General features: G+C 50.1%; 14 protein-coding genes. 7 read left to right on the forward strand and 7 right to left on the reverse strand.

The annotated features are described in order from the left end of the window. Positions 1–11 precede the first annotated feature (11 nt). The 6 genes from JMI88_RS10790 to JMI88_RS10815 all read right to left on the reverse strand — a co-directional run bounded on the left by JMI88_RS10790 (position 12) and on the right by JMI88_RS10815 (position 6,782). On the reverse strand, positions 12–950 hold the full coding sequence (locus JMI88_RS10790; RefSeq protein WP_201361976.1) for an ABC transporter ATP-binding protein: 939 nt from the start codon (positions 948–950) through the stop codon (positions 12–14). Between the two features lie 320 nt (positions 951–1,270). Then, complete coding sequence (locus tag JMI88_RS10795) at positions 1,271–1,465, reverse strand: hypothetical protein (RefSeq protein ID WP_201361836.1); 195 nt, start codon at positions 1,463–1,465, stop codon at positions 1,271–1,273. A gap of 179 nt (positions 1,466–1,644) precedes the next feature. Further along, positions 1,645–2,004: a hypothetical protein gene (locus JMI88_RS10800; protein WP_201361837.1), complete on the reverse strand. Its 360-nt coding sequence runs from the start codon at positions 2,002–2,004 to the stop codon at positions 1,645–1,647. A gap of 112 nt (positions 2,005–2,116) precedes the next feature. Continuing rightward, positions 2,117–4,591, reverse strand: coding sequence for a DUF4129 domain-containing transglutaminase family protein (locus JMI88_RS10805; protein WP_201361838.1), 2,475 nt, complete (start codon positions 4,589–4,591; stop codon positions 2,117–2,119). A gap of 5 nt (positions 4,592–4,596) precedes the next feature. Further along, positions 4,597–5,808, reverse strand: coding sequence for a DUF58 domain-containing protein (locus JMI88_RS10810; RefSeq protein WP_201361839.1), 1,212 nt, complete (start codon positions 5,806–5,808; stop codon positions 4,597–4,599). 2 nt (positions 5,809–5,810) lie between these two features. Beyond that, entirely contained in the window at positions 5,811–6,782 is a 972-nt protein-coding gene (locus tag JMI88_RS10815; protein WP_201361840.1) for an AAA family ATPase, read from the reverse strand. 306 nt (positions 6,783–7,088) lie between these two features. Here JMI88_RS10815 and JMI88_RS10820 point away from each other — a divergent pair, with 306 nt between their 5' ends. The 4 genes from JMI88_RS10820 to JMI88_RS10835 all read left to right on the forward strand — a co-directional run bounded on the left by JMI88_RS10820 (position 7,089) and on the right by JMI88_RS10835 (position 10,257). Next, positions 7,089–7,397 carry an acylphosphatase gene (locus JMI88_RS10820; protein WP_236022892.1) on the forward strand — a complete coding sequence of 103 codons (309 nt, stop codon included), beginning with the start codon at positions 7,089–7,091 and terminating at the stop codon, positions 7,395–7,397. 33 nt (positions 7,398–7,430) lie between these two features. Beyond that, positions 7,431–7,721, forward strand: coding sequence for an Asp-tRNA(Asn)/Glu-tRNA(Gln) amidotransferase subunit GatC (gatC, locus tag JMI88_RS10825; protein ID WP_201361841.1), 291 nt, complete (start codon positions 7,431–7,433; stop codon positions 7,719–7,721). Positions 7,722–7,726: 5 nt separating this feature from the next. Next, the gene (gene gatA, locus JMI88_RS10830; RefSeq protein ID WP_201361842.1) at positions 7,727–9,187 is read left to right on the forward strand and encodes an Asp-tRNA(Asn)/Glu-tRNA(Gln) amidotransferase subunit GatA; all 1,461 of its coding nucleotides are present in this window, start codon (positions 7,727–7,729) and stop codon (positions 9,185–9,187) included. A 95-nt stretch (positions 9,188–9,282) separates the two neighbouring features. Next, positions 9,283–10,257 (forward strand): D-alanyl-D-alanine carboxypeptidase family protein, encoded by a 975-nt coding sequence (locus tag JMI88_RS10835; protein WP_201361843.1) that lies wholly within the window; start codon positions 9,283–9,285, stop codon positions 10,255–10,257. Positions 10,258–10,348: 91 nt separating this feature from the next. Here the strand turns inward: JMI88_RS10835 and JMI88_RS10840 are convergent, their stop codons facing one another. After that, a complete protein-coding gene (locus JMI88_RS10840) occupies positions 10,349–11,347 on the reverse strand; it encodes a sugar phosphate isomerase/epimerase family protein (protein WP_201361844.1) in 999 nt (332 codons plus the stop codon). A 256-nt stretch (positions 11,348–11,603) separates the two neighbouring features. On the opposite strand from JMI88_RS10840, the gene JMI88_RS10845 reads away from it, so the two are divergent. From JMI88_RS10845 to JMI88_RS10855, 3 genes are all read left to right on the forward strand, one after another. Further along, positions 11,604–12,860 (forward strand): metallophosphoesterase family protein, encoded by a 1,257-nt coding sequence (locus tag JMI88_RS10845; protein ID WP_201361845.1) that lies wholly within the window; start codon positions 11,604–11,606, stop codon positions 12,858–12,860. Between the two features lie 12 nt (positions 12,861–12,872). Then, complete coding sequence (gene pth / locus JMI88_RS10850; protein WP_201361846.1) at positions 12,873–13,586, forward strand: aminoacyl-tRNA hydrolase; 714 nt, start codon at positions 12,873–12,875, stop codon at positions 13,584–13,586. A 157-nt stretch (positions 13,587–13,743) separates the two neighbouring features. After that, on the forward strand, positions 13,744–14,721 hold the full coding sequence (locus JMI88_RS10855) for a helix-turn-helix transcriptional regulator (RefSeq protein ID WP_201361847.1): 978 nt from the start codon (positions 13,744–13,746) through the stop codon (positions 14,719–14,721). Positions 14,722–14,736: the final 15 nt, after the last annotated feature.

The following is a 14,736-nucleotide window of genomic DNA, read 5'->3' on the forward strand; positions in this document are numbered from 1 at the left end:
AAAATCTCCCCTTAATTATTCTCTTCTTCTTCACGCTGGGCCTCATACACCTCGAAGGCCTTTTCCCAACTTCCATAGCGCTCCACGTCTTCTTCTGTGATCAGATGGGTAGCGGTGTAGTGCATAAACACTTCATTCATCGACACCAACTCTGTTTTGCCGTGAAGATCGGACACAGTACGCTTCAGTGCCTCTGTTTCACCTGAGGCGACGATACGTCCCTTATCAATAATGGCCACGCGATCACACAGGGCCTCAGCCTCATCCATATCATGGGTCGTGATCAAGATGGTCGCGTCATGCACATCACGCAGCTCATTAACAAAGTTCTGCACATCGATCTTTGAGCGCGGATCGAGTCCGGTCGTTGGCTCGTCCAGCAATAACAGGATTGGCGATGTCAGAAATGCCCGTGCGATAGCTACTTTCTGCTGCATACCGCGAGACATGTTCTCCAACGGCGCATCGATGCGATCAGGTTTGATGCCCAGCCGCGTCAGAATCTCGCGAATGCGTTTGCGTGCCTCTGCTCCATTCATGTTATAGAGCCGAGCTGCATAGAGCAGGTTTTCCATCGGCGAGAGCTTCTTGAAAAACGATGCCTCCACACTCACACGATTGATCAGGCGTTGCACCGTATATTCGTCTTTGACCACATCATAGCCAAAGATGCGCACCGAGCCTTCATCGGGAATCAACAGCGTTGAGAGAATACGGATTAAGGTAGATTTACCTGAACCGTTAGCGCCCAAAATACCGACGATCTCACGACGTTTAACTGTTAAATTGACATTATCGACCGCACGCACTTCGTTTTTCTGTTTATTTTCCAGTGCTTTTTTCCGTGAACGATCCCATAAAGGACGTGATTTTTTAAAAACCTTTGACACTCCATCGATGACGACCGCGTCATTGGTCGGATCAATGGTAATATTTTTTAACAATGGCATAGCTGTAAGATCAGTGATAGCCAAGAGTTTTCTCCTTTGGAATAACCAAACCTATCAGAACTCTCTTCAGTCTAGATCAACACCGAAATCTCTACATCGAACATTCGAACAGGCTGTATCTGTCCAACCAGACAGTGACAAATTCCATACTTCTACCATTACATTCCCAGGCACATGCCTCAAAACGACATACCATCCTCCATTCATCAGCAAAACGATAATTCAAGCCCTCAGAAAAAAACGCAATAAAAAACCGTGGACTGGAAGTTGCTTCACCAGTGCCCACGGTTGGAGGGTTGCTCTTACATTTGACGCGCCTTTTATATTATGTCAGGCGGTCTCCTCCGGGAGATGGGCACACTGGTCCCCTGGGCCACACCGATGAGGCGCACAAAGACCGCAAGGCCTGAGGCGTACACGCCCGTGGCGGCACCGAGCACAGCATGGGTATCGTGATCAAAAATAGCAGCGCGCTCGCGCAGCAATACATGAGACAGTACACGATTATTCAACATGCCGGCCATCTCCTTTCATAAAAATCGGCTAAAAAGGCAGAAAAAAATATCTCACCATATGTGTGAGGTATTGGGGATTACGCATGTAATCCCCACTGCTTCCAAGTATACGGAATATACTTGTGCTATGTCAAGAGAATATCACAACAATTTTTATTTTTGTAAATGATAAGTTATTATTACTTCTGTTTCAGATAGAACTTTAGTTTCCCCTGCTGAATCACCTGCACCAGTTCAACGTGCCGCTGGAGGGCTTCTTCTGGATCACTAAAGATATATTCACAGAGAGGTAAACGCACCAGTGTATGGTAGCCACCTTGTTGAGGATAGATGGTGGTTACATAATCACGGCCAAGATTGCGGTCCGCAAAAGTAGCGACAACATACTGCTTGTGGTCAGGGGCAATCGCGATATGGCGTGCCAGGTCCAGCGTTTGGAGGCGCACAGGAGGAGCACCCGCTATATCTAAATCCCGTTTCTCAGGGATTTCCAATGGAACGAGAGTTTGCTCCGGATTTATTACTTTATTCTCAGACATGGAATCCTCCTACCAAATTATAAGCTTGAAAAAGTGCAGCCCACAGTTAAGATGACAGGAGGCCGCAATCTATAGTGTACGAGAATGTATCCTGTAGGTCAAGCAGTCTATGCTAAAATTCTAGCCGCAGTTTTTTGCGCTTTTGTCGCCTCTTCTGCAGGCGTTTGTATTGTCTGGCAATAGCGTCGGGCACACGGCGCAGGAACCGAGGATGCCGGGCGACGTAAAAGAACAGGCGCACCCTCAAACGTTTCCACATGGCTGGCAACTCGTTGTTTTCTCCCGATAGCTGTGGATGCTCTGCACTACCAGGCTCAGCCCAACGCTCACGAACAAAGATGTTCCCCAGGCGCTCCAGGGCCTGCACATCTTCTTTTGAAGTCAGTACCGAACCCGCCAGGCTGTGCAGGTATTCATATGGCGTCTGCGAGGATTGGTGTTGAAATCCCGCCCACTCGGCCAGGGTACAGATGCGGCCATACATCTGGGTCGCCACACTATAGCGGCTGAAAAGACGCCGCCACCAGAGCAGAAAGATTATCATTCCCAGCACGATTACTATGAGTATACTCCACAGGGCGATACGCAGTTGAGCTTGAAATGTATCCTGCGGCTGATTGATGCTTGATCCACCACTTCCACTATCAGCGGGATTATCAATATTGCGCCCTCGATGAGCTTTATTGGCGGCCGAAGGTAAAGTAACATTATTGCCGCCAGGAAGAGGAGCGCTGGCGGTATATTGATCAGGCAGGGGGCGATCAAACGTTTTAAAGCTGGCCGAAGGCTCAAAGTTAATCCAGCCATAGCCCGCGAAGTATACCTGTGTCCAGCTATGGGCATCCACTCCACGAATAGTGTATTGTCCATTTTCATATGTGCCCGCGGCATACCCGGCTACCTCACGAGCCGGAATACCCAACGAGCGAGCCATTAAAGTCATTGCCGTCGAAAAGTAGTTGCAATAGCCATCGTGATTTTTGTTGTCAAAGAGAAACCAGAGGACGGGATCAACGCCGGCCCGTGGATGGATATCGGTATTATACGTATAGTGCTGGCGCAGATAGGATTCCAGGGCCACAACCTTATCATACATGGTCCTGGCCTTTGCCTGGGTGACTATTTTTTGCGCCAGTTCTTGAATACGCTTATCCTTCTGTAGATAGCCAGGGACTTGAGTAAAATCTTTTACCGTTTGGGGATTAAAGTAGTCCACTGGAGGCTGCGCGTCTGGTGCCTGATTAGGATTAAAGCTGGGCGCATCGGCGGGCATAGGAATCTCGCGCAACGATGCGACATCAGCCGACGAGGCAGTAGAGATCACGGTGTAGTGCGTACCAGCTGTCAAACTGGTATTGTTATCCCCTAGCCAGGCAATAATACCACCACTACCATCCAGCACGTTCGCTGGTAAGGACATTTGCACAATATCTGAGGCTCCAACCAGGTATGGTTGCTGCTCATCGGGGGCTGCAACTACATCGATGGTTTGTTTGACATTGTGGATCTTTTGAGTGCTGGTCACTAACGTGGTATTGGCTGCAATATGATACTTCTGATCAGTATAGACGATCGACCATCCATGCTCATAGGTATCGTAAGTAACCAGGGTCAGGTATTGAGGTTGAACATCATCGATCTTAACTTTAAACACAACATCGCGTGTCAAATTAGGATTGCCACCGAGCACCAGGGTATCTTTAAAATTGCCATGGTTGGCGGCCACATTATCATTGGTATTCAAAGAATTAAAGACCGTGGCGAATTGTCCTAACGGGCCACTGGGGGTCCAGATCTGTGCCAGGTGCGACTCTTCATAAGAGCTAGGGAGAAGCCAGGAAAGCACAAGGATACTTATAGTGATAAAAATGCCCGTCTGCATCACATCCCAGCTAAGATCATCTGAGTAGCGCAGACCTTTGCGTTGCCAGCCATGAATGGCCTGGTGGAGGTTAAAGCGTAATAAAAGGATCAGAGCGGCCAGTAAGAATATTACAAGCAGAATTATATAAGGTGCAATGACATTATTTAAGTTGAACACAAGGACGATGGCATTGAGAATAACCATCAACCAGGGGAGATGCCAACGGTACAGACACAGCATGCTATAATACGCCAGCATAAAACAACCGAAGACAATAAATAAAAAAGGGATAGAATTATCGATAGTAAAATTACCACTGAAGATCAGGCTACATCCATGCAGCAGTCCCTGCCAACTAGCAGCGAAACTATCATCATAGAATAATTTTGTCATCTGCCAGTAGGCAAAAGCAAAACTCAGCAACGTAATCGAGGTATAGACCAGAACTGGCGCAAAGCGCTGCTGCTTGGCCGACCAGAGTCCAAATAGTAAGGCCACAAAAGTGGTAAAGGTCAGCACGCTCAGATTATCCACCCAGTTAGCGGCCTGAATACACCAGGTAACACAGTAAACCATTAAAGCCAGCAAGAAGAGAGAAAACCAGCCCTCTTCGAAGTAGTATGAGAATCCCCTGTTACTAACCAACTCATCAACGCCACCCCGGCGTTTATGGGGTGGATCGGTAATAAGTTTGGAGAGCCGTTCCATCGCCGCATTGCGCATTACGTTTACCTCTGTTGTAGTGCACGCACATCAGTACCCGTTTCTAAAATCTGAGTAATAGGTTCGCCGCATTTGATGCGCATGACCGGTATACCTGAGCCTTCCAGTAAAGCCAGTGTATCTTCATCCGGTGGCAGTGCTTCAAACGAGGCTGCATCCAATCCAATAACGGCGGTCTGTACTCCACGCAGTTTCAAATGGCGCAAACTTTCATGCCAATCGCGTGAATGGGACGGTGTAATCACGATAGCCACAGCGTTCCGTCCAAAGTGAAAGGCATCCATCGCCAGCGCTTCTTTAAGTTCTGGACCGTTACCCACCGTAACGACGGCCAGCAATTCCAGTGCGCGTTCGATCTGGCGGTCACCTCGATCCAGCGAAAGCATTTCTCTGCGTTCACCGTTGACAATCATGCCCAGCGAAAAATCCTGCTGCAAGAGATATGTGGCCAGGGTAGCGGCAATAGTTACGCCGTACTCCTCGGTAGATTCATTGCCCTCACCAGCCTGGACCGAGGCATGGAGATCCAAAAAGATCCAGGCGTCAACAGCCGGGTCCAGGTCAAACTCTTTGACCATCAGCTTGTTATAGTGCGCACTGGAACGCCAATGAATGCGACTCAGTGCATCACCGCTAACATATTCGCGAATGGTTGTTGGAGTGGTCGTTGTTTGTAGTGCGCGGCGAGAGCTCTTTCCACGCCCGGGCAAACCACCGGTAAACAGGGCAAAGTTAGACAATGGATAGACGCGTGGCAAGACCAGCACTTCCTGTGAAGGGGCCAACACTACACGCCGGCGAAACAGCCCGAAGGGATCTCCACTCATTGCCATAACAGGCCCTAGTTGGAAACGTCCGCGTTGCTGGCATACACTCCGTGCCCGCCACGTGGCCCGCTTGCGTCCTCCCATGCTGGCTACATAACCAGCCCAATGCCCTGGCAGGGTCGAGCCATCAGCGATCTGCACCCACAACTTAGGGAAGGAACTAAGATTGTCGAGCATCAAGCGCTCATCGAAGTATTCCCCCACCTGGACGCGTCCAGCTACGGCGGTACGGCGAAATACCATACTGCGCAAACTGAAACGTGTCCAGATCCAGGATAGAATGAATAGGACCAGTAATACGTAGGTCAGGACATAGAGAACCTTCCAGGCACTACTAATGGCAAAAAAGGCCAGCACAAGAATCAGTAAGAATACCTGCCAGGGACGCATAGTTAGCGCCCCCTTCCACCACCAACCCACGCGTTTGGCACCGGCACCGATTGTAATATCTCATCCAGGAGATGCGCCGGAGTCACAGAACGTACGCGCGCAGCAGGTGTAACAATAATACGGTGTGCCAATGTCGGCTTGACCAGCAGTTTGATGTCATCAGGAATCACATAGCCACGACCCCGAATAGCGGCCAGCGCCTGCGCGGCCCGGAACAGGGCCAGCGATCCGCGTGGGCTCACGCCCAGGTAAATATTCTGATGGTTACGGGTCGCGTTGGCAATGGCAACAATATATTCTCGAATCGACGGATCAACATGTATACTACGTACCTGCTGTTGAATCAAGATCAGTTCATCGGCCGTCATAATCTGGGCCAGATCCTCGAGTGGATGATGATGTTGGTGACTATCCAGAATGTTTATTTCGTCCTCAGCCCGTGGATAGCCGAGCTTGATGCTCATCATAAAACGATCTAACTGTGCTTCGGGCAAAGGGAATGTGCCCTCATATTCAATAGGGTTTTGCGTGGCCATCACCATGAAGGGTTGGGGCAAATGATAGGTCACGCCATCAACCGTAACCTGAGCTTCTTCCATAGCCTCTAGCAGAGCTGATTGAGTCTTGGGAGTTGCACGATTGACCTCATCCGCCAGTACAATCTGTGACATGATCGGTCCAGGACGGAACTCAAAGTTGCTGGATTTCTGATTATAAATAGACACACCAGTTACATCGCTGGGTAACAGGTCGGGAGTAAACTGGATACGTTTGAAAGAGCATCCAATCGAACGAGCAATGGCTTTCGTAAGCACAGTTTTACCCACACCAGGCACATCTTCAATCAAAATATGCCCATGGCAAATCACCGCGATCAAGCTGAAAGCAACGGGCTCGGCTTTGCCAACAATGACCCGCTCAACATTGCCGATCACACGCTGTACAGCGGTTGCAAGGTCTTGTACTGACTGCATTAATCACTCCACAAGAGGTTTTATTGAGACTGACGCATCGATAGCTATCTGGTCCTTTGAAATGTGATAGACGGAAAGTGGTGTATATTATGGTATCACTTACGACCGCAATGGCACAATGAAAGTCTTGAATTTACTGTATAAAAAACCATGTACGAACGTTCCTAAATAATACGATACGCCATATGTTTTTGTTGCACCATTTCGTATAATTATACGTCTATCCTCAGCCCTATATCTCAAGTATAGCAAAAGTCTCCTTACTCTTTCTGGGAAAGGGACTATCCTCAGAGGCGAGTCTATGCTATGATGGGAGTTATGAGCCAGAACAATCCGAACCCAAAAGATGAATTTTACGCAGTGGTAGTCGGACTTGTACAGGGCGTAGGCTTTCGTTATTTCGTTATCGAAAAAGCACTTCCCCTGGGGTTACATGGGTACGTCCGCAATGATAGCAATGGCGACGTTGAAGTAGTCGCTCAGGGGACGCGCCCCGCTCTCGAACGGCTGCTGACCCTGTTGCGGCAGGGCCCCTCGGCAGCTCAGGTGCAAGATGTACGCGTAACCTGGAGAGAACCCACGGAACATTTAAGCGGCTTCCACGTCCGATGGTAGCAAGCAGGTTATATAGATAGAAGAGGACACAGTATGATTGATCGCGAGACGGTACAAAATGTAGCCAAACTCGCCAGATTGGGGCTGAGCGAGGAGGAGGTTGACATCTTTGGTAATCAACTTTCTGCCATTCTAGATCACATCCATATTTTGCAAGAAGCGGATGTGAGCGGCGTTTCCCCAACAGCACATGCGTCGCGCCTCACCAATATCATGCGTGAGGATGTTCCACAACCATCCTATCCACCCGAGGTGTTGCTGGCAAATGCTCCTGATCAGGATGAGAACTGCCTGAAGGTCAATGCGGTACTGGAGGAGGCATAGGATCGATGACAGAATTATATAAGTTAAGCATTTCTGAAGCTGGCGCGCTCTTACGCCAGCGTAAAATTTCTGCGGTCGAATTGACGCAGGCCCACCTGGATCGTATCCGTGAGATTGAGCCGAAAGTTAAGGCGTTTACCCTGGTTACGGATGAGCTGGCCCTGCAGCAGGCACGTGAGGCGGATAAACGCCTCGCCAGTGGCGAAAACCTTCACCCCCTGACGGGTATTCCGCTGGCCATTAAAGATGTGATCTGCACCAAAGATATTACCACTACTTGTGGCTCACGGATGCTGGAAAATTTTAAACCGCCCTTCGACGCCACGGTGATGGAACGCTTGAATACCACCGGCTTTGTCATGGTGGGTAAGACAAACATGGATGAGTTTGCCATGGGTTCGTCAACCGAGCATTCAGCTTTTTTCCCGACCAATAACCCCTGGGATTTAGAGCGCGCGCCCGGTGGCAGTAGCGGCGGCTCGGCGGCGGCGGTGGCTGCCGGCATGGCTATGGGCTCGTACGGTAGTGATACCGGCGGCTCGATCCGCCAGCCAGGCTCACTCTGTAACCTGGTGGGACTCAAGCCAACCTATGGGCGCGTCTCGCGCTTTGGCCTGGTCGCCTTTGCCTCTTCGCTGGACCAGATTGGTCCTTTTGCGCGCAATGCTCGTGATGCGGCGATTCTGCTGCAAGCTATTGCCGGTCACGATCACCGCGATAGCACTAGCTCACCCGAACCGGTACAGGATTATGAGAGCGCACTTTCTGGTAGCATCAAAGGGCTGCGCATAGGCGTTCCAGACGAATACTGGGTTGAGGGCACACAGCCCGCGGTCGTTGAGACGGTCAAAGCCAATATCGAGCGCCTGCGCGAAATGGGTGCCGAAATCAGCCCGGTCTCCTTGCCGCATACAAAATACGGCGTCGCCGCTTACTATATCATCGCACCAGCCGAGGCCAGCTCAAATCTTGCCCGCTATGATGGCGTGAAATATGGTTACTCGTATCGCGACACCAGCGACATGTGGGAAGCGATGGAGAAAACGCGCGAGTATGGCTTCGGTGCTGAGGTGAAGCGCCGCATCATGCTAGGAACGTACGCCCTCTCGGCCGGCTATTACGATGCGTACTATAAGCGCGCCGAGAAGGTACGCACCTTGATCAAGCAGGACTTTGATAAGGCCTTCGAGAAATTTGATGCCCTGGTCAGTCCAGCCTCACCAACGGTGGCCTTCAAAATCGGTGAGATATCTGATCCCTATCAGATGTATCTGCAAGACGTCTTCACGATTCCAGCCAACCTGGCCGGTATCTGCGGCGTCTCTATTCCAGGCGGATTCAGCGAAAATCTCCCGGTCGGCCTGCAGTTGCTTGGCAATGTCTTCAAAGAAGATGTGATCCTACGCATCGCTGATGCCTTTGAGCAGGTAACCGATTATCATACCCGCTGGCCCAACAACTTATAATTACCAGTTCGAGCGCTCTGCCTTCCCTTTACATTTCTACACATGAGGAGGTCAGAGCGCTTCTTTAATTAAAAACGAATAGGCATTAATGTGTAATGAAACGCCGCCGTATCGCGCTATTGCTATTTTTTATAGCCATCGTGCTACTTATATTGGTACCCGTCATTGCATTTACCCCTCTCGGGACCACATTGCAGAGCAGCACACCATTCGCAGATTCGCCCACACCGACTCCACATCCGCTCGCTTCGCCTACACCAATCCCGACCGCGATACCCATTCTGACAGCCAGGGGAACGGCTCCCGCTACCAATGCAACGGCCGAACTGTTGCTTGACACCGATACCGGCAACGTCCTCTATGAAAAAAATGGTGAGAAGCCACTATTGATGGCCAGCACCACAAAAATCATGACGGCCCTGATCGCCATCCAGACGGCCGATCTCGAACAGCCGATACATGTGCATCAGGACGCGATAGATCGAGTGGTGGTAGACGATGGGAGCAGCGCCGGGCTAGAAGTGGGAGATGTCGTGCCGCTCAAGGAGATGCTCTATGCACTGATGCTGCCTTCAGGGAATGACGCGGCCTATGCGATTGCCGATGAACTGGGCGGAGGGGATCGAGATGTGTTTGTCAATCACATGAACCTCTTCGCGCAGCGCCTGCACCTGTTTCAAACCCATTACAGTAGTCCTGATGGACTGACGGCGGACAGCAATACGCACTACACGACCGCTTATGACCTGGCCAGGTTAAGCCGCTACGCCATGAGTATTCCATTGTTTGCGGCCATCGTCCATACCCAGACGTATGCTGCCCACGTGGGCGGTAGGACGCTGGTCTGGACCAATACCAATAAACTGCTGGGGAATTATGCGGGGGCAACTGGCATTAAAACCGGGCATACCTTTGGCGCTGGCTACTGCCTGGTGTTCGCCGCTACCAACCATCAACATCACTTGATCGGCGTCATACTCAATAGTCCAGACGAAACGCAGCGCAATATCGATGCCGCTGCGCTGCTGGATTGGGGGTTCCACCTGCCCATGCTGCCTCCCCAAGAATAAATATGAATGAGCGGGCACCATACATAGTGTCCACTCATTCATTATCGGTGTCCACTCATTCATTATCGGATGCTATAAAAAAGCATGGCCATTATTTTTTGCTGAAAGCAGCATCGAAGGCCACATTGGAGGGAGCAAAGTCGGAGCGGCGCACAAAGGCCAGTGCATCCTGCGCCCCATACTCGCGATCCATACCAGAATCTTCCCACTCGATCGAGAGGGGTCCCTGATAACCGATACGGTTCAAGGTACGAATGATCGACTCGAAATCAACATCGCCATGTCCGGGCGAGACAAAATCCCAACCGCGCTCGGCCTCGCCAAAGTTTAGATGAGAGGCCAGGATGCTGCGGCGACCATTCAGATGACGCTTGGAGTCTTTGACGTGCACGTGATAGATGCGATCAGCGAACTCAGCCAGGAAGGTTGCCGAATCCAGGAACTGAGGCACCAGGTGGCTGGGATCAAAGTTGATGCCAAAACCCGGACGATTATTGATCGCGTCCAACGTCTTACGCGTTGTCACGAAGTCGTAGGCGATTTCGGTTGGGTGAACCTCTAATGCAAACTTGACACCCTCTTGATCAAAAACGTCGATAATTGGATTCCAACGGTTGGCAAAATCTGCATAACCGCGCTCAATCTCAGCAAAATCGTTGGGTGGGAAAGAATAGAGCATATGCCAGACACTTGAGCCGGTAAAACCAGTGACGCGATCGACACCAAATTTAGCAGCGGCGCGCGCGATATCTTTCATACGCTCAGCAGCGCGTTTGCGAACACCTTCGGGCTCTCCATCGCCCCATACCGCCTGCGGCAAAATGTTTTTATGCCGTGGATCAATAGGATCACAGGTCGCCTGACCAATCAGATGAGCACCAACAGCATAAACTTTCAAATTGTATTTGTCTAAAATAGCGCGCAACGACTCGGCATAACCAGGCTCGTTAAGGATACGAACCTCGTCAAAATGCTGGCCGGAAGTCGCCAATTCAAGACCATCAAAACCCCAGCGGCTCGCTTTGGCAGCTAATTCTTCCAAAGGTAGGTCGCCCCATTGGCCAGTAAAAAGTGTGACAGGTCGTGCCATTACGTCCCCCTTACAAGTTTTTCATTAAGCGCCCCATCGATCAGTCTGCATATACGCTTGTTAAGCGGCTGCGCTGTTCGTTGGGAAACCACACCATCGTTTGTACTTGAGTATACCACATGCGAAAAAAACATTTGGGAACGCCACTGTTTCCCTTTCGCTCGGTACTCTGTCGATAGCTACTAGTAAGGTCGCTACAAACATGATAAAATAACCACACTTACAAGTATCATATATTTTGAATAGAGTATGCTGCATGCGTTACGCGATCTTTACCGATATTCACGCGAATTTAGAAGCACTAGAAGCAGTGCTCGCAAAAATTGATGAAATAGCTCAAGAGGAACCAATTGATGAAATCTGGTTTTTAGGAGACCTGGTAGGCTATGGTCCCAATCCAAATGAGTGCATCAAAAAATTACGCGAGCGCACTGATGTTATTATTGCTGGCAATCACGACTGGGCTGCGGTTGGAAAACTGGATCTCGACGATTTCAGTGAAGCTGCACGCATCTCTGCCGAATGGACGGCCGCACAACTCACGGAAGAGAATCGCGCGTTCCTGGCCAATTTGCCAGAACGTATTCAGAAGGATGAGTGCCTGCTGGTCCATGGTAGTCCTTACGGCCCACTCTGGGAGTATCTGACGTCGGAAGTACTGGCGGAAAGAAGTTTTCAGCATTTTAATAACCGCTACTGCTTTGTTGGACATACTCATGTGCCGGTCATTTTCCAGCAACCAGACACAGTTGCCAACACCCCAACCAGCCCATTAGCAGCAGATGAGGTGTTGGGAGCCCTGGACGATGAGGATGTGGCAAAGATAGAATCGGCTGATGGAGCAACCCCTTCTGACACATTAGAGGAACAGAACAATGAGACAACCACTGTGGGGGTCGCGCGGCAGCAGTCTCAAGCCACTCAGTCCTCAGATAAAACTGAGAGTGCCCATACAGAAACCGAACAGATTCAAAATCTGGTAGCCGATGCAGCCGATGCAATCGCTGATCTGCAACATCAGATTGCTGATGATGCACCCGAAGCCAACCCTGATACTCCTTCTGAGCTGAAAGAGATCATTATCCATCAGGAGGCCAGCAACAATCTGAATGATGAGGAAACGGCGATGGATGACGAGGAAAATGAGGCAGCAGCAGATGACAACATCTCCTCGGAAGAAACCATTCAGGATGCTGAAGATCTCATTAATCAGGAAATTGAAGAGCTCTTAACCCTGCTAGGACTCAGCCAGAGCATGATTGAAGTTACCAATGAGATGCTGGTGCCACCGGAGGGTTTCTGGCAGGCTCCTGAAAACTATCGAGCCATTGTCAATCCCGGCGGTGTTGGTCAGCCACGCGATGGGGATCCACGTGCTGCTTTTATGATTTATGATACCAATGGTGGCTTCACTTTTTATCGCATACCCTATTCATTTGAGAAAACGCAGGAAAAGATTGAGAAGGCGAAATTACCACAATATCTGGCCACACGCCTTGCTTATGGTCGCTAATCAGGAAATCCAATGAAATTAGTTATTGGCCTGGGTAATCCGGGCGCCCAATATGAAAAAACACGCCACAACGTGGGCTTCCACGTTGTGGATTTGCTTGCTAATATCCATGCGCTACGCTGGGAACGCCAGGGCCGGGCCATGATTGCCAGCGGCGTAATCGGACACGAAAAAGTGGTGCTAGTTAAACCAACCACCTATATGAACAATAGTGGTGAGGCCGTCGGTGAATTGGTACGCTGGTTTAAACTTGAGCCCGATGATATCCTGGTCATCTATGATGAGCTGGATCTGCCGATCGGTCATATCCGTCTACGCGCCCGCGGTAGTTCTGGTGGTCATAATGGCATCAATAGCTTGATCAGCCACCTGCATACCAATCAGTTTCCGCGCCTGCGTGTGGGCATTGGCCGACCCACCAATAAACATATCGACACTGTCAATTATGTCCTGGGAGTACCGGGAAGCACTGAACAAATCGAGATGGAAATTGCCGAGCGCAAGGCAGCCGATGCAGTACCTCTCTATCTGGAAAAAGGTCTGGATGCCACAATGAATCTAATCAATGTGGACCCGGAAGCACAGCAAAAAGCCGAAGAGAAACGACGCCTCAAACAGGAGCGCCGTGAACAGGAAAAGAAGCGTAAAGCAGAAGAGTTAGCGCGGCAAGCTTCAGCCGCAAAGCCAGAAAACAATCCCACAGACAATCTGGCCACCTCAGACTAACTAACACCACCTGACGCGCCTGCAACTGTATTTTGAGTGCCGAAGGCACGAACTATCAGGGGCCGAAGGCACGAAAAGCATACTCTTGCATGATCTGCAGATATGATCTACAATTGAACAGAAGTTCTTACTGAGCTCTTGTTGATTGGAGAGAAGAATGTATCATCCAAGCACACGACTGCTAACGATCCTGGATCTCCTACAGATGCACCCCTATTTGAGTGGAGAAGAGTTGGCGCGCCGCCTGGAAGTTGAGCCCAGAACTGTGCGTCGCTACATCGGGATGCTGCAGGATATGGGAATGCCAATTGAGGGGAACCGGGGACCAGGTGGAGGCTATCGATTACGTTCGGGATTTAAATTGCCTCCACTTTTGTTTACAGAAGAAGAAGCTACTGCAGTCATGTTGGGATTATTGGGAGCATCCTGGCTGGAAATCGATCTCTCAGCTGTCGCGGTGGAAGGGGCATTGGCCAAAGTTTATCGGATATTGCCGGCTAAAGGCCGTGAGCGTCTGCAAGCTATCTCAACCAATATGATGCTTTCTCCTCAACAAAAGGATACGCGCCCCGATTCATCTCTACTGGTTCGCTTGAGCGAAGCTGCACACGCTCATCTGCGTACGACGATCGATTATAGTTCTCATCATAATCAATCCTCTACACGCACGATTGAGCCTTATGGGGTCGCGGGATGGAAAGGCCATTGGTATGTGGTGGGCTACTGCACGCTGCGCCAATCGTATCGTATGTTTCGACTGGATCGCATACACCAGGTTCAGATCCATACGGAAACGTTTGTTCCCGCCAAAGATTTTGATTATCAGGATTATATTCTTAAACACCTCGTGACCATCCCTGAAAAATGGTTAATTGAGGTAGAATTTCAAGAAGAATTCTATCTGGTACAGCATAAAATCCCTTCGGCGCATGGCAAATTAATCCCAACTCCCACAGGAGTACTTTTTCAAAGCCATCACGTCGATTTGCCGTCGATGGCTCGCTACTTGATGAATCTCAACCTGCCATTTGTGATCCATCAACCGCCAGAGTTACGCACCGCCCTGCTACAACTGGCCGAGGACATGATTCGCATCGCGACTGCAGGTCGAGAAAATGTGTCCGTAGAGCCTTAAAACAGGTAACACGCT

It is taken from the genome of Dictyobacter formicarum (genome assembly GCF_016587435.1).

Bases quoted from the DNA above. Each gene is read 5' to 3' on its own strand.
- JMI88_RS10790 (WP_201361976.1), bottom strand. From the start codon at position 950: ATGCCATTGTTAAAAAATATTACCATTGATCCGACCAATGACGCGGTC.
- JMI88_RS10805 (WP_201361838.1), bottom strand. From the start codon at position 4,591: ATGCGCAATGCGGCGATGGAACGGCTCTCCAAACTTATTACCGATCCA.
- JMI88_RS10820 (WP_236022892.1), top strand. From the start codon at position 7,089: ATGATGGGAGTTATGAGCCAGAACAATCCGAACCCAAAAGATGAATTT.
- JMI88_RS10840 (WP_201361844.1), bottom strand. From the start codon at position 11,347: ATGGCACGACCTGTCACACTTTTTACTGGCCAATGGGGCGACCTACCT.
- pth (WP_201361846.1), top strand. From the start codon at position 12,873: ATGAAATTAGTTATTGGCCTGGGTAATCCGGGCGCCCAATATGAAAAA.
- gatA (WP_201361842.1), top strand. From the start codon at position 7,727: ATGACAGAATTATATAAGTTAAGCATTTCTGAAGCTGGCGCGCTCTTA.
- JMI88_RS10835 (WP_201361843.1), top strand. From the start codon at position 9,283: ATGAAACGCCGCCGTATCGCGCTATTGCTATTTTTTATAGCCATCGTG.
- JMI88_RS10855 (WP_201361847.1), top strand. From the start codon at position 13,744: ATGTATCATCCAAGCACACGACTGCTAACGATCCTGGATCTCCTACAG.
- JMI88_RS10795 (WP_201361836.1), bottom strand. From the start codon at position 1,465: ATGTTGAATAATCGTGTACTGTCTCATGTATTGCTGCGCGAGCGCGCT.
- JMI88_RS10810 (WP_201361839.1), bottom strand. From the start codon at position 5,808: ATGCGTCCCTGGCAGGTATTCTTACTGATTCTTGTGCTGGCCTTTTTT.
- JMI88_RS10815 (WP_201361840.1), bottom strand. From the start codon at position 6,782: ATGCAGTCAGTACAAGACCTTGCAACCGCTGTACAGCGTGTGATCGGC.
- JMI88_RS10845 (WP_201361845.1), top strand. From the start codon at position 11,604: ATGCGTTACGCGATCTTTACCGATATTCACGCGAATTTAGAAGCACTA.
- gatC (WP_201361841.1), top strand. From the start codon at position 7,431: ATGATTGATCGCGAGACGGTACAAAATGTAGCCAAACTCGCCAGATTG.
- JMI88_RS10800 (WP_201361837.1), bottom strand. From the start codon at position 2,004: ATGTCTGAGAATAAAGTAATAAATCCGGAGCAAACTCTCGTTCCATTG.